The sequence below is a fragment of the Mycobacterium asiaticum genome (genome assembly GCF_001673315.1).
Lineage (GTDB): Bacteria > Actinomycetota > Actinomycetes > Mycobacteriales > Mycobacteriaceae > Mycobacterium > Mycobacterium asiaticum_B.
The window spans coordinates 1-18,175 of the sequence record NZ_LZLQ01000106.1 but is presented as its reverse complement, the minus strand read 5'-3'; the positions used below and the strand labels follow the sequence as shown (position 1 = coordinate 18,175).

Annotated in this window: 14 protein-coding genes; 10 read left to right on the top strand and 4 right to left on the bottom strand. The window is 65.0% G+C overall.

What is annotated here, in order from left to right:
- Window positions 1–21 precede the first annotated feature (21 nt).
- From A5636_RS16605 to A5636_RS16595, 3 genes are all read left to right on the top strand, one after another.
- Window positions 22–1,932 carry an ABC transporter family substrate-binding protein gene (locus tag A5636_RS16605; protein ID WP_065159739.1) on the top strand — a complete coding sequence of 637 codons (1,911 nt, stop codon included), beginning with the start codon at window positions 22–24 and terminating at the stop codon, window positions 1,930–1,932.
- A gap of 166 nt (window positions 1,933–2,098) precedes the next feature.
- Complete coding sequence (locus tag A5636_RS27640; protein ID WP_065159738.1) at window positions 2,099–4,246, top strand: PE family protein; 2,148 nt, start codon at window positions 2,099–2,101, stop codon at window positions 4,244–4,246.
- Between the two features lie 264 nt (window positions 4,247–4,510).
- Complete coding sequence (locus A5636_RS16595) at window positions 4,511–6,049, top strand: PE family protein (RefSeq protein WP_065159737.1); 1,539 nt, start codon at window positions 4,511–4,513, stop codon at window positions 6,047–6,049.
- Between the two features lie 5 nt (window positions 6,050–6,054).
- Here the strand turns inward: A5636_RS16595 and A5636_RS16590 are convergent, their stop codons facing one another.
- Window positions 6,055–6,663, bottom strand: a complete 609-nt coding sequence (locus tag A5636_RS16590; RefSeq protein ID WP_065159736.1) for a TetR/AcrR family transcriptional regulator — start codon at window positions 6,661–6,663, stop codon at window positions 6,055–6,057.
- 85 nt (window positions 6,664–6,748) lie between these two features.
- Between A5636_RS16590 and mshB the strand changes: the two genes are divergently transcribed.
- Complete coding sequence (gene mshB, locus A5636_RS16585; RefSeq protein ID WP_065159735.1) at window positions 6,749–7,645, top strand: N-acetyl-1-D-myo-inositol-2-amino-2-deoxy-alpha-D-glucopyranoside deacetylase; 897 nt, start codon at window positions 6,749–6,751, stop codon at window positions 7,643–7,645.
- A gap of 92 nt (window positions 7,646–7,737) precedes the next feature.
- Window positions 7,738–8,199, top strand: coding sequence for a hypothetical protein (locus A5636_RS16580; RefSeq protein ID WP_065159734.1), 462 nt, complete (start codon window positions 7,738–7,740; stop codon window positions 8,197–8,199).
- 3 nt (window positions 8,200–8,202) lie between these two features.
- Here A5636_RS16580 and A5636_RS27635 read toward each other — a convergent pair whose 3' ends face one another.
- Window positions 8,203–9,027 carry a PE family protein gene (locus tag A5636_RS27635; protein WP_065159733.1) on the bottom strand — a complete coding sequence of 275 codons (825 nt, stop codon included), beginning with the start codon at window positions 9,025–9,027 and terminating at the stop codon, window positions 8,203–8,205.
- A gap of 179 nt (window positions 9,028–9,206) precedes the next feature.
- On the opposite strand from A5636_RS27635, the gene A5636_RS16570 reads away from it, so the two are divergent.
- Window positions 9,207–11,822, top strand: coding sequence for a bifunctional FO biosynthesis protein CofGH (locus A5636_RS16570; RefSeq protein WP_081287834.1), 2,616 nt, complete (start codon window positions 9,207–9,209; stop codon window positions 11,820–11,822).
- 130 nt (window positions 11,823–11,952) lie between these two features.
- On the opposite strand, the gene A5636_RS16565 is transcribed toward A5636_RS16570, so the two are convergent.
- Window positions 11,953–12,285, bottom strand: coding sequence for a hemophore-related protein (locus A5636_RS16565; RefSeq protein ID WP_065159732.1), 333 nt, complete (start codon window positions 12,283–12,285; stop codon window positions 11,953–11,955).
- A gap of 471 nt (window positions 12,286–12,756) precedes the next feature.
- Here A5636_RS16565 and fdxA point away from each other — a divergent pair, with 471 nt between their 5' ends.
- From fdxA to A5636_RS16545, 4 genes are all read left to right on the top strand, one after another.
- Window positions 12,757–13,080: a ferredoxin gene (fdxA, locus tag A5636_RS16560; RefSeq protein ID WP_065159731.1), complete on the top strand. Its 324-nt coding sequence runs from the start codon at window positions 12,757–12,759 to the stop codon at window positions 13,078–13,080.
- A gap of 26 nt (window positions 13,081–13,106) precedes the next feature.
- Complete coding sequence (gene dapC / locus A5636_RS16555; protein WP_155763854.1) at window positions 13,107–14,192, top strand: succinyldiaminopimelate transaminase; 1,086 nt, start codon at window positions 13,107–13,109, stop codon at window positions 14,190–14,192.
- Between the two features lie 19 nt (window positions 14,193–14,211).
- The gene (locus A5636_RS16550) at window positions 14,212–16,590 is read left to right on the top strand and encodes an APC family permease (protein ID WP_065159729.1); all 2,379 of its coding nucleotides are present in this window, start codon (window positions 14,212–14,214) and stop codon (window positions 16,588–16,590) included.
- Between the two features lie 71 nt (window positions 16,591–16,661).
- On the top strand, window positions 16,662–17,903 hold the full coding sequence (locus A5636_RS16545; RefSeq protein ID WP_065159759.1) for an alpha/beta hydrolase: 1,242 nt from the start codon (window positions 16,662–16,664) through the stop codon (window positions 17,901–17,903).
- A 182-nt stretch (window positions 17,904–18,085) separates the two neighbouring features.
- Here A5636_RS16545 and A5636_RS27905 read toward each other — a convergent pair.
- On the bottom strand, window positions 18,086–18,175 hold a 90-nt coding region (locus A5636_RS27905; protein ID WP_437339840.1), incomplete at its 5' end, for a hypothetical protein.

Below are 18,175 nucleotides of genomic sequence, written 5' to 3'. Positions count from 1 at the left end.
GGAGTGCGGCTCGATACTCTGATGGGCGTGCTGCACCGGGCTCGCCACCTCCTGTTGGCGGTCGGTGTTCTCGTCGCGATCATCGGCCTGGTGCTCTCGGGTTGCACGGTGAGTCCGCCGCCGGCACCGCAGAGCACCGACACACCGCGCAGCACGCCACCGCCGCCGCAACGCCCGACCCAGATCATCATGGGCATCGATTCAATCGGCGCCGGCTTCAACCCGCACCTGCTGTCGGATCTGTCGCCGGTGAACGCGGCCATCAGCGCTCTGGTGCTGCCCAGCGCTTTCCGGCCCGTCCCGGATCCGAGTTCATCGACCGGGTCCCGGTGGGAGATGGATCCGACGCTGCTGGTGTCCGCTGATGTGACCAGCGCGAATCCGTTCACCGTGACCTACAAGATCCGCCCGGAGGCGCAGTGGACCGACAACGCCCCGATCGCCGCCGACGACTTCTGGTACCTCTGGCAGCAGATGGCCACCCAGCCCGGCGTCGTGGACCCGGCCGGTTATCACCTGATCACATCGGTGCAGTCGCTGGAAGGTGGCAAGCAGGCCGTCGTCACGTTCAGCCAGCCGTACCCCGCATGGCGCGAGCTGTTCAACAACCTGCTGCCCGCGCACATAGTTAAAGATGTATCGGGCGGTTTCGCGGGTGGGCTGGCGCGGGCACTGCCCGTCACCGGCGGACAGTTCCGGGTGGAGAACATCGACCCCCAGCGCGACGAGATCCTGATCGCCCGCAACGACCGCTATTGGGGGCCGCCGGCCAAACCCGGCCTGATTCAGTTCCGTCGGGCCGGCGCCCCGGCCGCGCTCGCCGATTCGGTGCGCAACGGCGATACACAGGTGGCGCAGGTGCACGGCGGTTCTGCCGCGTTCGCCCAGCTGTCGGCCATCCCTGACGTGCGGACCGCCCGGATCGTGACGCCGCGCGTCATGCAGCTGACGCTGCGAGCCAACGAACCAAAGCTGGCGGACACCCAGGTCCGCAAGGCGGTCCTGGGCCTGCTCGACGTAGACCTGCTCGCCGCCGTGGGTGCCGGTAGTGACAACACGGTGACGCTGGATCAGGCGCAGATCCGGTCGCCCAGCGATCCCGGCTATGTGCCGACCGCGCCGCCGGCGATGAGCCGGACAGCGGCGTTAGGCCTGTTGGAAGCGTCAGGGTTTCAGATCGAAAGCAACACCACGATCACCTCGACGCCTGGATCGGTTTCCACCACCACGCCGGTCAGCACCGGACCAACCGAGGTGATCCACGGCCAGGTGAGTAAGGACGGGAAGCAACTGACGCTGATCATCGGGGTGGCCGCCAACGACCCGACCGCGGTGGCCGTGGCCAACACCGCCGCAGACCAGTTGCGCAATGTCGGCATCGCCGCCAGCGTGCTGGCGCTGGACCCGGTGACGCTGTACCGCGACGCGTTGAAGAATCACCAAGTGGACGCGCTGGTGGGCTGGCGTCAGGCCGGCGGGAATCTAGCCACCGCCTTGGCATCCCGGTTCGGGTGTCCCGCATTGCAGGCGACGGAGATTCCCAACCCCAACGTGCCGACACCCACCCCCTCGAAGACAACCGGAAACATCGGAACCACGCCCCAGGCGGGACCGGACACCAAGACACCGCCGACCACCACCCCTCGGCCACCGGAACCCGGTGCGTTGGTGAAGGCGCCGTCGAACCTCACCGGCATCTGCGACCGCAGCATCCAATCGAACATCGATGCCGCGCTCGACGGCACCAAGAACATCGGCGATGTGATCACCGCGGTGGAGCCGCGGCTATGGAACATGTCGACCGTCCTGCCGATCCTGCAGGACACCACGATCGTGGGTGCCGGGCCCAGCGTGCAGAACGTAAGTCTCACCGGCGCCGTCCCGGTCGGCATCGTGGGTGACGCCGGCCAGTGGGTCAAAACGGGGCCATGAGCCGCGCGGGTACGCCGGAGCGGCCGCTCGTTGAGCTTGCGACAAATTGTTACAAAAATTGCGTTTGGAAATGGCACGCGCGGGCAACACCGGCGATACGCTCGGCCAGGGGGCACCTGGTCGGGCAGGGGTAGCCAGCATTCATTGATGCGGTTAGGGGTCCGAAATGTCGTTTGTCTTTGTCGAGCCGCAAATGATGGCGGCGTTCGCTGCCAACCTGTCCGGCATTGGTTCGGCGCTCAGCGCCGCCAATGCCACTGCGGCGGCATCAACCACCGGCGTGCTCGCCGCGGCGGCCGATGAGGTCTCAGCGGGGATAGCCGCGCTGTTCTCCGAGAACGCGGTGGGGTATCAGCAGGTCAGCGCCCAGGTGGCGGCGTCATATGAACGTTTCGTCCAGGCGGTGACGTCGGGTGCGAACGCTTATGCCGCAGCCGAACTCGGCACCGCGCAAACCTTGGTGAACGGGTTGGCCGCACCGGCCCTGTCCGTCGAGGGCTTTGCTCAGGGGTATGCCAACTTCGCCGCCAACGTCGTCAATGCTGAGCTGAGTTTCAACCAGGCGTTGGTTGGCGGCGAGGTGGCGTTGCGGCAGCTCGTCTTCGGCAGTGGCAACGCGCTGTCCGCCGCCGTTGATTCCGGCCTGACGGTCGCGAACTCGTTTGTGGGTGCCGGCCAGACAGCTCTCAATACCCTTCTTGGAGCACAGGTTCCGGCCAACTTCGCCTCGAGTCTCGTCGTCGACAGCTCGCTGGACGCAAACCTCGGACTGGGCGGTCTGTCCGGTTCGTTCAATGCGGCAATCAACGGCCTTGGCGCCCAGCTCAATGCGGCTCTTTCGGGCAACCTGAGCGCTGCCCTGCCCGACCTGAACGTCCTGGTGCAGGCCGGGAACGCGTTGGCGGCCAACGTCAATGCGGGCATCAACAGTCTCGTGCAGACCGGCGGCGCCCTGGCGAACAATTTCGTGTCGAACCTCAACGCGCTCACGCAAACCGGCGGGTCGTTGTCGGCCATCTTCGGTGGCGACCTGTCAGCCCTGGGTGCTCAGATCAACGGGGCGGTAAACGCCGCTCTGTCCGGGAATCTCGGCCTCGGGTTGCCCGACCTGTCCGCCCTGGCCCAGACCGGTGCCGTGTTGGCGGCCAACTTCAACAACGCACTCGCCGGATTCGGTGTGAATTTCCCGGCTCTGGCCGCGAACGTGAGCACGGCGCTGAATGGATTGTTGACGGGCAACCTCGACCTCGGTCTGGTACTGCCGCCGCTGCCCACCCTGGACTCGCTGGCCGCGAATCTGACCGCGGGACTGAACGGTCTGGCAAGCAACTTCAACCTGAACCTTCCCGCCTTGGCGGCCAACATAAACGGCGCTCTCGGGCCCCTTGGCGCCCAAATCAACGCGGCCTTCACCGGCGCCTTGAACGGCGACGCGTCCGGGCTCAATGCCCTGATCAACGCGGTCGCGGGTCTCCCGACGACTGGCTTGGCGGGCTTCGAGCAACTGCAGAGCGGGCTCTTGGTCGACCTGACCACCAATGAGCTTGCGCTCAACGCATCTCTGGTCGCCAACGAGCGCGCTCTGGTCTCTGCATTGCTCGGCGCACCGGCCCTCTTGGGTCCAGCGGGCTATTTCTTCAACGCCGGAAACTTGTTGCTGGGTACCGGTGAACAGTTCCTCAATGGCCTGGTTGGTGCTCCGGCGGTTAACTTGACCAGCAGCCTGCTCTTCAACGGCGCGCTGCCGCTCGGCGGCGGGCTCGCTCCCGTCGGCGGTCTGACCGGAGTTGTGCAGCAATTGCTTTCGCTCAACACGGCGCTGGGTGGCGTGCCCGGCCTTGATGCGGCCCTGTTGACCCAGCTGGGTCTGACCCCGACCGCCTTGCAGGCTATTGCTAACGCACAACTTGCTTTCAACGCCAACCTGGTCGCCAACGAGCAGCTGTTGCAACTGCAGCTCTTCGGCACAGGTGGCGCGCTCAATGGTGCGGTGAACAACGCCTTCAACGGCCTCAACCTGGCATTGGTCGGCACGCCTCAGGCAGTCATCAATGCGCTGCTGGGTGTGCCGGCTGTGCCCATCGCGCCCAGCCTGCTGGTCAGCGCTACCGGCGATGTGTTCGGCGGCGTCACGGCCGGTGGTCTGCTAGGTGCCCTCGAGCAGAAGTTCCTGTTCGACGCCGCAGTGCTGAGCAACCTGTTCGCCCCGGTTCAGGTGACCCTGACAGGAGGGCTGCCGAACTTGCTCACCAACCTCAACGCCGTATTGACCGGGCAGGTCACGGTGAATGCAGGTGCCAACACCGGCGGCTAGCCGCCCGAAGTCGCTCTAGAAGCGACGTCGCAGCGACGTCGAATCAACATTTCACCGGTCGGTCCGTCACCTCTGGGTGCCGGGCCGACCGCGTTTATGTCAGTGCGCGAAGCGGATATCCAGTATGCGATGGCCGGCAAATTTATCCAACGCAATTCATAGAAACCACCCACACGACCTAGGTTGAATCGCTAACCTCTGCACATCATCGTCGCCAGCGGCGGCCCGGGAGACCCATCGCTGGCCAGAGTGGGGAGGACTGCGATGTCTTATTTGACGACGGTGCCAGAATTCGTGTCGGCCGCTGCAACGGATTTGGCCGGCATCGGTTCGGCCATCGGCTCGGCCAGCAATGCGATAGCCGGAGCGACGACGGCGGTACTGCCGGCGGGCGCTGACGAGATATCGGCGGCCATCGCGGGCCTGTTCGGTTCGCATGGACAGGACTTCCAGCAGCTCAGCGCCCAGGTGAGCCGATTCCACGAGCAGTTCGTGCAAGCCGTCAGATCGGCTGCGAGCGCCTATGCCGGCGCGGAGTTCGCCAACATCGCGCCGCTGCAGGGACTTGCGAGTGCGGCGGCGGGCAGTCCGTTCCAGCAGTTGGAGCAGATGCAGATCGGTTTCAACACCAATCTGGTAACCAACGAGATGTTGTTCAACAAATCGTTGGTGGCGAATGAGGTTGCGCTGGAACGGATGTTCTTCGGCACCGACAGTGCGTTCAATGGTGCGTTGAACCGTAGTTTCAATGTTGGCAACTTGTTGTTGGGTAGTGGTGAGCAGGCGGTGAACCTGTTCTTCGGTGCGCCGGTGCCGGCGAACTTCACGTCGAATCTGTTGCTGGGCAGCGCAGCGCAAACCTTCAACGGAGGTCAGATCGGTGGCCTGGTGGGTGCTTTCGATCAGAGTCTGATGGTTCCGACGGATTTGATCGGCATGTTCACCGGTAGTTCGGGTCCGACGGCTGCGGCGGGTCTGGCGGGGTTGGGTGTGGCCGCCCCGGCCAGTCCGTTCCAGCAGTTGGAGCAGATGCAGATCGGTTTCAACACGAACTTGGTGGCCAATGAGCAGTTGTTCAATCAGTCGTTGGTGACTAACGAGGTTGCGCTGGAACGGATGTTCTTCGGCACTGACAGTGCGTTCAATGGTGCGTTGAACCGTAGTTTCAATGTTGGCAACTTGTTGTTGGGTAGTGATGAGCAGGCGGTGAACCTGTTCTTCGGTGCGCCGGTGCCGGCGAACTTCACGTCGAATCTGTTGCTGGGTAGCGCAGCGCAAACCTTCAACGGGGGTCAGATCGGTGGCCTGGTGGGTGCGTTCGATCAGAGTCTGATGGTTCCGACGGATTTGATCGGCATGTTCACCGGTGGTTCGGGTCCGACGGCTGCGGCGGGTCTGGCGGGGTTGGGTGTGGCGGCCCCGGCGAGTCCGTTTCAGCAGTTGGAGCAGATGCAGATTGCTTTCAACACGAACTTGGTGACCAATGAGCAGTTGTTCAATCAGTCGTTGGTGACGAACGAGGTATTGTGGGAGCAGCAGGTTTTCGGCACTGACAGTGCGTTCAATGGTGCGTTGAACCGTAGTTTCAATGTCGGCAACTTGTTGTTGGGTAGTGGTGAGCAGGCGGTGAACCTGTTCTTCGGTGCGCCGGTGCCGGCGAACTTCACGTCGAATCTGTTGCTGGGCACTGCGTTGCAGACGTTCAACGGGGGTCAGATCGGTGGCCTGGTAGGTGCTTTCGACCAAGGCCTGATGGCGGGCGTGGATGTCATCGGCCTGATCGCGGAACCGTTCACCGTCTGAGGCGATTAGTCCTCGCGGGCTGCCGGCGCTTTCGGCGGTATGACGGTATCGACAACGAGCAACAACTCGCGGCGGGTCGGCGGCGTTCCGGTCAGCATGAAATGCTGATTGATCAACGCCGGCCCGATGCGCGATGTCAGCGGCGTCAGCATCCCCGCATCGATGTCCCCGTCGCGCACAGCGCTATTGAGGATCGACTCGATGATTTGCAACCGCGGGCAGACAACGGCGTCGGCGAAGATGGCCCGCAACTCGGGCTCGTGCAGCAGTTGGCTGATGATTTCCAAGCCTGGGAAATCGGTCTTGCCCGCCAACACATCACGATGAGCGGTGACGACCGACAGGAGATTCTCCCGAGCCGACCGGCCGGCGCGCGGTTCGGGCACCGGCGGCACGGTGTGCGTCATGGCCGCCTGCACCAGGTCGTGCTTGCTGGCCCAGCGTCGGTAGAGCGCCGCCTTACCGGTCTGGGCGCGCGCCGCGATGCCTTCCATCGTCAGACCGCCGTACCCGACGGAAGTCAACTCCGCCAAAGTCGCCGCGTAGAGTGCACGTTCAAGCACTTCACCGCGCCGGCGTCTTCGGCTGACGGTCGGTCGGGTAGCCTGCGCCATACGTCGATAGTAGCCGCTAGCGTTCCTATTGGGGCCATTGTCCGGTTTTCGGTGTCGGTCTGGGGACGGCAGGTAGGGTGCCTCCATGCCTGAGACACCGCGGCTGTTGTTCGTACATGCACATCCCGACGACGAAAGCCTGGCCAACGGGGCCACCATCGCTCACTACACCGCACGCGGCGCGCAGGTACACGTCGTCACATGCACCCTGGGTGAGGAAGGCGAAGTGATCGGCGACCGATGGGCCCAACTCGCCGTCGATCACGCGGATCAACTGGGCGGTTACCGCATTGGCGAGCTCAGCCGGGCACTGCACGCACTGGGTGTCCGGGAGCCCGTCTACCTCGGGGGAGCGGGCCGCTGGCGGGATTCCGGGATGGCCGGCACCGAGCCCCGCGACCAACGCCGATTCGTCGACGCCGACGAGCGAGAGGCCGTCGGAGCGCTGGTGGCGCTGATCCGAGAGCTGCGCCCGCACGTCGTGGTGACCTACGACCCCGACGGCGGTTACGGCCATCCCGACCACATCCACACCCACGTCGTCACCACCGCCGCGGTGGCGGCCGCCGCGACGGAGGACTACCCGGGTGAGCCTTGGTCGGTGCCGAAGTTCTATTGGACTGTCCTGTCGCGGGATGCCATCGCGACTGGCCTGCGCTCGCTGATGCCGGAAGACCTGCGGCCCGAATGGGTGCTGCCGCCGGAAGAGATCCCGTTCACCTACCCGGCCGAGAGCATCAATGCCGCCATCGAGGCCGACGCGGACGCGCATGCCGCCAAGGTCGCCGCACTCGCCGCGCATGCCACGCAACTCGTCGTTGGCACAACCGGTCGGGCCTGCGCCCTGTCCAACAATCTGGCGTTACCGATTTTGGCCGCGGAGCATTACATACTCGTCGCGGGCACGCCGGGCGCACGGGACGCGCGCGGCTGGGAGACGGATCTGCTGGCTGGTCTGGGCATCGCAGGTCTCGGCACGTAAACTGCCAAATAGGCAGCCACGGAAGGAATTCGCATGGACCCGGACTTGGACCCTAACCTGCAGCACTGGCAAGACCGGCTCGACAGCTTGCAGTGGGTGCTCGGTTCGATCGTCTCGCAAATCGACAGCGTCCCAACCTGACAGACACCACGTCACGCGTCGTCTCGGTTGAGGAGACCGGCGCAACTGATCCCGCTATCCGTGTAGTCGTGTTGGCGCTTCTGGCGGTCGACGGAGTCCTGTCGGCACTGGCCGGGGCGCTGCTGCTGCCCTCCTACATCGGCTCGGTTCCTTTTCCGGTGAGCGCGTTGCTGAGCGGGTTGGTCAATGCCGCCCTGGTGTGGGCCGCGACCCGCTGGACCACCAAGCCACGGCTGGCCGCGTTGCCATTGTGGACCTGGTTGCTCACGGTCGCTGCGTTGAGCCTCGGCGGCCCCGGCGGCGACATCGTCCTGGGTGGCCAGGGAGTGATGGCCTACAGCGCGTTGCTGCTCATCGTGCTGGGTACCGCACCGCCGGTATGGGTGCTGTGGCGGCGTAGAGCGCGCGTCTGACGGTCACGCACCGGGGAAGAACGGCGGCAGGGGCGGCAGCGGCGGGAGGAAGCTCCGGAACCAGTAGATCTCGGTTTCGATGAACTGGTTGACCGATGCCGTGGTGGCGGACCAGAAATTGCTCAGCCCCTGCTGGAAGCTGACCGTTCCGGCAAGGAAGTCCAGCGTATTGAACAGCCCGCTCTGGACGATCGGCTCGAAGAGGTAATAGAAGAAGTTGATCTGCGGCGCCAGAATGCCGACCCAGGGCAACCACCCAGCGGCGTACGCGGCCAGATTGAAGCCGTATTGCACGTAGGGCTCGAACGCGAGATAGGCCTGTTCGATCGCGGTGGCCCAGGAAACGGGTAGGACGGCCGCCGGGGCGGCCTCGGCCACCGGCGCCAACAGCGAGGCGCCCAGCGCCGCGGTCGAACCTGTCGGCAGCCCCAGCAAGCTCCGGATGCTCCCGCCCACCGAGCCCATCGAGCCCACGGCCTCGCCGATCAACGGCTGACCCAGCAGCTGCGCGGTCGGTGCGTTGACCGCACTGGCCAATGTCTGCGCCGCACCGCGCTCAGCGGACGCATAGGACGCCGCACCGGCGCCCAGGACCTGCACGAACTTGTCGTGGAATGCCGCAACCTGGGCACTGAGCTGTTGATAGCTCTGTGCGTGCGACGAGAACAACGCTGCGACCTCGGCCGATACCTGATCGGCGGCTGCCGCTACCAGCTTGGTGGTGGGCAGCGCGGCCGCCGCATTGGCCGAGCTGATCTCTGAGCCGATGCCGGCGATGTTGGAAGCCGCCGTCGCAAGCGCCTCGGGCGCCGCATGCATAAACGACATTCCATTCATCCTTGCGCTATCTCAGTTCGGTTCGATGGACGGATCGTATCGCGATCAGGACCAAATTTTGCCCGACTCGGCGGAATGGCACTCCGGATTGCCGCGCCGGTCAGTCGCGTGCCGACCGTGGCATGCCGCTACCCTTGCGCGTATGGCGCCCGGGATGCCCAACTGTTCACATGGTGGGACGCACGGATGAAATTCGACTGCGGGGAAGTTACACCAACGTGCCGGTGACACCCGAGCCGACGGCTCTGCCTAACCCAGTTGTGCCTTCTCAGGCCCCCAGCGCGTCCGCGTTGCGGCGCGTGTTGCGGCGGGCCCGGGACGGCGTGGCGCTCAACGTGGACGAGGCTGCCATCGCGATGACGGCCCGCGGCGACGATCTGGCCGATCTGTGTGCGAGCGCGGCGCGGGTGCGCGACGCGGGCCTCGAGTCGGCGGGCCGGCGCGGCCCGAGCGGCCGGTTGCCGATCAGCTACTCGCGCAAGGTCTTCCTGCCTGTCACCCACCTGTGCCGCGACAATTGCCACTACTGCACCTTCGTCACCGTCCCGGGTAAATTGCGCGCCCAGGGAATGGGCCTATACATGGAACCCGACGAGATCCTCGACGTCGCGCGCCGCGGCGCGGAACTGGGTTGTAAGGAAGCATTATTCACCCTCGGCGACCGACCGGAGGACCGTTGGCCGGAGGCCCGCCAGTGGCTGGGCGAACGGGGTTATGACTCCACCCTGTCCTACGTCCGGGCCATGGCGATCCGAGTTCTCGAGACCACCGGTCTGCTGCCGCACTTGAACCCCGGCGTCATGACCTGGTCGGAGATGTCGCGCCTCAAACCAGTTGCGCCCTCGATGGGAATGATGCTGGAGACGACGTCTCGGCGCCTCTTCGAGACCAAAGGGCTCGCGCACTACGGCAGTCCCGACAAGGATCCGGCGGTGCGACTGCGGGCGCTGACCGACGCGGGCCGGTTATCCATTCCGTTCACCACCGGTCTGCTGGTGGGCATCGGCGAGACGCTCGTGGAGCGGGCGGAGACTTTGCACGCGATACGCAAGTCGCACAAGGAGTTCGGCCATATTCAGGAAGTCATCGTGCAGAACTTCCGGGCCAAGGAACATACCGCGATGGCCGCCACGCCGGATGCCGGCATCGAGGACTACCTGGCCACAGTCGCTGTTGCCAGGCTGGTGTTAGGGCCAGGCATGCGGATCCAGGCGCCGCCGAACCTGGTGTCCCGCGACGAATGCCTGGCGCTGGTTGCCGCAGGTGTCGACGACTGGGGCGGTGTATCGCCGCTGACGCCCGACCACGTCAACCCCGAGCGGCCTTGGCCCGCGTTGGACGACTTGGCGGCCACCACCGAGGAAGCCGGCTACGACCTGGTGCAGCGGCTGACGGCGCAGCCTAAGTACGTGCAGGCGGGGGCGGCGTGGATCGATCCACGGGTGCGCGGACACGTTGCCGCGCTGGCCGATCCGGCAACGGGGTTCGCCCGGGACATCAACCCGGTGGGCGCTCCGTGGCAGGAGCCCGACGAGGTGGCATCCAGCGGCCGGGTCGACCTGAACGCCGCAATCGACACCGAGGGCCGCAACAGTGAATCCCGCAGCGACCTGGACAGTGCCTTCGGCGACTGGGAATCGATCCGTTCCCGGGTTCATGAACTTGCCGCCCGCGCTCCCGAGCGCATCAACACCGATGTGCTTGCCGCGCTGCGTTCGGCAGAGCGCAATCCCGGAGGCTGCTCGGACGACGAATACCTCGCGCTGGCCACCGCCGATGGCCCGGCGTTGGAAGCGGTTGCGGCGCTGGCGGATTCGCTACGCCGCGACGCCGTCGGCGACGAAGTGACCTTTGTGGTGAACCGCAACATCAACTTCACCAACATCTGCTACACCGGTTGCCGGTTCTGCGCGTTCGCCCAACGCAAAGGGGACGCCGACGCGTATTCATTGTCGGCTCAGGAGGTGGCCGACCGGGCCTGGGAGGCCCACGTTGCCGGCGCCACCGAAATCTGCATGCAGGGCGGCATCGATCCCGAGTTGCCGGTGACGGGCTACGCCGATCTGGTGCGTGCGGTCAAGGCGCGGGTGCCGTCCATGCACGTGCACGCCTTCTCGCCGATGGAGATCGCCAACGGCGTGACCAAGAGCGGGCTGAGCATCCGCGAATGGCTGGCCGGGCTGCGCGAAGCCGGACTGGACACCATTCCCGGCACAGCCGCAGAGATTCTGGACGACGAAGTCCGGTGGGTTCTGACCAAGGGCAAGCTGCCCACCTCACTGTGGGTGGAGATCGTGACCACTGCGCACGAGGTGGGGCTGCGCTCGTCGTCGACGATGATGTACGGGCACGTCGACAGCCCCAGGCACTGGATCGGCCATCTCAATGTGCTGCGCGGCATTCAGGACCGCACCGGCGGCTTCACCGAGTTCGTGCCGTTGCCGTTCGTGCATCAGAACTCGCCGCTCTATCTGGCCGGCGCAGCCCGGCCCGGGCCTACCCACCGGGACAACCGGGCGGTGCACGCGCTGGCGCGGATCATGTTGCACGGCCGCATCTCTCACATCCAGACCAGCTGGGTGAAGCTCGGCGTGGAGCGCACGCAGATAATGCTCAACGGCGGCGCCAACGACTTGGGCGGCACGCTGATGGAAGAAACCATCTCGCGGATGGCGGGTTCGGAATACGGGTCGGCGAAGACGGTAGCCGAATTGACTGCTATCGCCGAGGGCATCGGCCGGCCAGCACGTCAGCGCACTACGACGTACGCTCCGCTAGCCGCCTGAACCTCGCGACCTGAAAGCCTGCAGAAACAAACGCTGCGAAGCGCAGAACAAACCTGCGAAAAAACCGCGAGCGCAACGCCGGCACCACTCTCGGGGAGTTGTGCAGCGGCGTTACGCTCGCGGGTCAAACTCAGTAGCTGTTACAAACTCCGGCGACGGACTCGACGACGCCGATGTACTGCGACGCGCCCGGCATGGCCTGCAACTGTGCGGCCATCTGTGCGCGCGCCGGCGGCGGCGAAGCCAGGAACCGCTGCAGGTAGCTTTGCGCAACCGGCGAAGCGTTGAACTGCGCCGCGGCACCCGGGTTGGTCGCGTTGAGTGCCGCGATCACCTGTGGGTAACTGCAGGTTGTGTTCACAACGCCATCGAACGGATCTGCCGAGGCAACTCCGGTCCCTAAGCCCAGCGACGCTGCCAAGCCCCCTGTAACCACGGCCATCTTGATAAGCGACAACCTCATTTTTCGGACACCTTCCCCAAATATTGCACCGCCGGACACGACGGCGACGACATCTGCCCAGCGGTTGCCGTCTGCGCTAAAGGCTACCAGGCTCCGTGGACTTGCTCCTATCAAGATTGTTATCGCCAGACCCTCGCCGGTTGTAACAACTTGCAGGTCAGAGCATTATTCGCGGCGATTTCGCGGTGGGCGAAATAGCGGTTCCGGGGGCTACCGGTACCCCGTCGAGCGCCGTCGAACCGACATGCCGGTCCCCGGTCCTGCCGGCAACGGCACCCAGCACGATGCGATGCAACTATGTTCGACACGAGTGGACAGTTCGGCAGGCGTGCCAATTGCCGGAGTTGTATGTGCAACGTCTAGTATCAGTAACCGAAGGCATACCCGAGAAGCCCCTTGGGTACTACTAGCAGCCCGCCGTTGACCCGTACTGGTTGACCCGTACCTGGAGGACACGTTGAGGAGACGTCCGTGACGTACACGATCGCCGAACCTTGCGTCGACATCAAAGACAAGGCATGCATTGAGGAGTGCCCGGTCGATTGCATCTACGAGGGTGCCCGGATGCTGTTCATCCATCCCGACGAGTGCGTCGACTGTGGAGCCTGCGAACCGGTCTGTCCGGTCGAGGCCATCTATTACGAAGATGACGTGCCCGATCAGTGGAGCCAATACACGCAGATCAACGCCGACTTCTTCGTCGAGTTGGGATCGCCGGGCGGTGCCGCGAAGGTTGGCATGACCGAAAACGACCCGCAGGCGGTCAAGGATCTGCCGCCGAAGGCCGAGGACTGACCACGCCGATGCCAAGCCGGCAGATCGTGTCGGCGACCCTGCCGGAGTTCCCGTGGGACACCCTGGCGGAGGCGAAGGCCATTGCCGCCGGTCATCCGGACGGCATTGTCGACCTATCGGTCGGCACCCCGGTGGACCCCGTCGCGCCGCTGATCCAGGATGCATTGGCAGCTGCCGGCGCCGAGTCGGGTTATCCGGCCACCGCCGGAACCGCTCAGTTGCGAGAATCGGCCGTGGCCGCACTGGCGCGCCGGTTCGGTGTCACCGGCATCGACCAGGCGGCGATCTTGCCCGTCATCGGCACGAAGGAACTCATCGCCTGGCTGCCGACGCTGCTCGGGCTGGGTGCCGGCGATGCGGTGGTGGTGCCCGAACTGGCATATCCGACTTACGACGTGGGCGCACGCCTGGCGAAAGCGCGGGTGGTACGCGCGGATTCGTTGACCCAGCTCGGCCCGCAAAGACCCGCGCTGATGTTCCTGAATTCGCCGAGTAACCCCACCGGTCGCGTCCTGGGCGTCGACCACCTGCGCAAGGTGGTCGAGTGGTCCCGCCAGCGCGGTGTTCTGGTGGTTTCCGACGAGTGCTACCTGGGCTTGGCCTGGGAAGCAGAACCGCTATCGCTGCTGCACCCGACCGTTTGCGACGGCGACCATAGCAACCTGTTAGCGGTGCATTCGCTCTCGAAGAGTTCGTCACTGGCCGGTTACCGGGCTGGCTTTGTCACCGGCGATGCCACCCTGATCGCCGAACTGCTGGCGGTGCGCAAACACGCCGGCATGATCGTTCCCACGCCGGTGCAGGCTGCCATGGTGGCTGCGCTGGACGACGACGATCACGAGAAGCTGCAACGGGAGCGCTATGCGCAACGGCGGGCGAGCCTGCTGCCGGTGCTGCGCTCGGCGGGCTTCACCGTCGACCATTCGGAGGCCGGTCTGTATTTGTGGGCCAGCCGGGGCGAGGGATGCCATGAGACCGTCGCCTGGCTGGCCGAACGGGGCATTCTGGTGGCCCCCGGCGATTTCTACGGGCCCCGGGGCGCGCGCCACGTGCGGATAGCGCTGACCGCCACCGACGAGCGCATCGGCGCTGCGGTCGAGCGCCTCTCCTAGGAATGGTCAGGAACGGTCGATGACGAATTCAGCGGAGGATTCGACCGGTAAGCTCCGGATCCCGCTGACGATCGGCGACGTGTTCAAGCGGGTGTTTCTGGGCAAGCCCCTGATCACCCAGGAACTGGCGGACGAGCGGTTGTCCAACCGAGTCGCTTTGGGTGCGCTGTCGCCGGATGCGATCTCGTCGACTGCCTACGGGCCCGAGCAGATCCTCATCGAACCGCTGCCGCAAGCGGGCCTGGCGGCGTTCGCGCTGCTGCTCCCCGTTACCGGCGTCATTTTGTTGATCCTCGTCCTGGTGGCGGCGTCGTACCGCCAGGTGGTGATGGCCTACACCCGGGCCGGCGGCTCCTACATCGTTGCGCGCGACAATTTCGGACCGAAGATCGCTCAGGTCGCCGCCGCGGCGTTGCTGATCGACTACGTCGTAACGGTGGCGGTGCAATCGGCGGCCGGGACCGTGGCCGTGGTGTCGGCGTTGCCGGCGCTGGGGCCGTTCAGTCTGGAAATCACCATCGGCGTCGTCGTCCTCATCTGCTACCTGAACTTGCGCGGCCTCAAGGAAGCCGGAAAGCCTTTCGCGGCGGCGACTTACCTGTTCATCATCATGATCGCCACCACCATCGTGACCGGTGTTGTCCGCCAACTCTTTTGGAGCCTGCCCAGCTACGATCCGCAGCACCTGCCCGGAACCGTGCCCGTCCATCAGGGCAATGGCCTGGTGATGGGCGCGACCATTCTGGTGTTGTTGCGTGCGTTCGCCAACGGCGGTTCGTCGCTGACGGGGGTCGAAGCGATCTCCAACACCGTGGAGGTGTTCCGGAAGCCGCAGGGGCGCAACGCGCGTCGCGTGCTCACCGCAATGGCCTGCATCCTCGCCTTCCTGCTGGCCGGCGTCGCCTACCTCGCGTATGCCACGCACGCCACTCCGTACCTGACCGAATATCCGTCGGTGCTGTCTCAGATCGGGCGGGCGGTCTTCGGTAACGGCGTGATCGGCAACGTGTGCTTCTTCCTGGTTCAAGCGTCGACGGCGGCAATCTTGTTCACCGGTGCCAACACCAGCTTCAACGGCTTCCCGGCGCTGGCCAGTTTCGTTGCCGAGGACCGGTTCCTGCCGCGGCAGCTGATGAAGCGCGGGCACCGGCTGGTGTTCTCCAACGGGATCATCGCGCTCACCGCTCTGTCGGTGCTGCTGGTGGTGATCACCGGGGGTTCGGTGAACGCGCTGGTGCCGTTCTATGCGATCGGGGTGTTCACCGGTTTCGCCATGGCCGGTTACGGAATGACCAAACATCATCTGACACACCGGGAACCGGGTTGGCGGCACCGGCTGGCGATCAACCTGTCCGCAGGCATCATGTCGACGATCGTGGTGGGTATCTTCGCGGTGGCGAAATTTACCGAGGGCGCGTGGCTGGTCGTCGTCGTCTTTCCGCTGCTGGTGTTCGGATTGATTCGGCTGAACCGCGAATACCGGGCCGAGGCAGCCATTCTCGAGATGTTCCGCACCGATCGGCCCGAGTTGGTGAAGTACGCGCGGCACCAGGTATTCATCTTGGTGAACTCGGTCGATCTGGCGGTGATCGAAGCCCTGCGGTACGGCAAAGGGTTACGCGCCGACGAATTGATCGCGGTGCATTTCATGGTCGACGCGGTGCATACTGCCCAGCTGCGCAAGCGTTGGGACGACTTCGAATTGGATACCCGGCTGCGGGTGATCGATTGTCCGGATCGACGCGTCACCCGGTCTGCCCAGATATTGGTCGCTCGCACGAGTAAGGAGAACCGGGACACCAATGTGACGGTGCTGCTGCCGCGTCGCACCTATGCGCCATTGCTGGGCCGGTTGCTGCACGACCGGACCGCGGACAAGATCGCCCGCGCAGTGAGCCTCATCCCGGACGCCGCCGCCACGATCGTGCCCTACGACGTGCAGTCCCGGATCAAAGACGCGTATCCGCATCGACTCGAGCAACGAATCGCCTGTGAACTCGACAAGGTCGAAGCGTGGGTGTCGCAGGCGGAGGATCGCAACGTCGAGGCCTACGAGCACCCGGAGCATCGGTCGTCGGTGATCACTGTGGCCGCCTTGATCCCCGGCCAGCGCGCCACCTTCGAAGGGCGGGTCAACGAGGTCGAGGACATCGCCAAGCGCCGGGGGACGTTCCGTTGGATCGTGGTGGGCGATGACAGCGGGGAAGTCCGCATCCGGTTCCGGCCGGGGCATGACGGCGCCGACATCCAGCCCGGCCAGCTGCTGCGGGTGACGGGCAAGGCCCGTCAGAGCGGTGACCGCACGAAGTGGATGGTTGACCCCTCCTACACCGTGGTTCAGGAGCCTGCGGAGACGCGGGACGCCGGCGGCGCCGGGGCACCCGGGGAGATCGGCTGACCCGGCCGGTTAGATTCGATGGGTAGTCGTGTGAGGAGACAGCTTTGAAACGATTGGCCGCGGTCGGGGCGATGTTGCTGGCGGTGTTGGGGTCGGTGTTCACCGTGAACGGCTACCGACCGTTGAGCAAAAAGGGGTACGGCGCGGGCTACGCCTTCGCTTTCGGTCTGTTCGCTTCCGAACTTCCGCTGCAGTCGGCGGCGGCGCACGCGACAGCGCTGGCAACGGTGTCACGGTGGGTGCCGGCCCGGTTGCTCGGTGTGAGTTGGCTGGTTTCGGTGCTGTCCTGGCTGGGCCTATTCGGCCTGCACCGCATCGGGCAGCGCGCCAACGAACCGCTGACCGCAGCGCTGGATGAAGGACTGGGTACTGATCGCCGCCGAGAGGCTGGCGACTTGTGGAAGGTGCCGGCTTCGAACGGGGCCACCGCGAAGAAACCGGGTCCGGCGCGGATGCTGCGGATCTGGCGCGACTACGCGCACGACGCCGACATCAGTTACGGCGAGTTCGGGAAGCGAAACCATCTCGACATCTGGCGGCGACCCGATCTGGACCGCGGGGGACGGGCGCCGGTGTTGCTGCAGGTTCACGGCGGAGCCTGGATGGTGGGAGACAAACGCGGACAAGGACATCCGTTGATGAGCCACCTTGCCGAGCTGGGTTGGGTATGTGTCTCGGTCAACTATCGGCTGAGCCCGCGCTCGACGTGGCCCGACCAGATCGCCGATGTCAAGCGGGCGATAGCGTGGACGAAGGAGCACATCGCCGAGTACGGCGGAGATCCGGATTGGATTGCCATCACCGGAGGTTCGGCCGGCGGACATCTGTCATCGCTCGCCGCAGTTTCCCCCAACTACCCGTTGTTTCAGCCGGGTTTCGAGGAAGTGGATACCCGCGTGCAGGCGGCGGTGCCGTTCTACGGGTTCTACGACTTCACCCGGGACGACGCAGTGCATCCGATGATGCCGGCCATGATGGGCAAGCGAGTGTTCAAGCTGAGCCGGAACGAACTCGCAGAGCCGTTTCGTCTCGCCTCGTCGATCACCCACATCTCCGAGGACGCGCCGCCGTTCTTCGTCCTGCACGGGGTCAACGACTCGCTGATTCCGGTTGAACAGGCACGCAGTTTCGTCGCAAGATTGCGCGAAGTGAGCCGACAGCCAGTGGTCTATGCCGAAATGCCCTACGCCCAGCATGCTTTCGACATCTTCGGGTCGACGCGCGCGGCGCACGCCGCGGTTGCCGTCGAGCAATTCCTGGCCGAGGTGTATGCCTCATCTCGAACGGGAAGCGTCAGTCACCGGGCGGGTTAGCGCGTTCTGGGTTACCAGACGGACTCGGCCCACGTGGGCGCATGCTGTCGCCACGGATGTTCACCACGGGTTGCGAAGTCTTCGGGTGGCGAAGTCTTCGGGTGGCGGCCGAATTGCTGGATCTCGCAGTGTATTTGGGTGCGCTGCGGTGCCGGTAGAGAACGGACCCAGGGTGACCGGGGCTAGTTGTTGGTGGGTGGTGGTTGGGGTTCGTAGGGGGTGTACCACCACCAGTCGGCGCGTTCGCCGAGGGGTCCGGGACACGGTGGGAC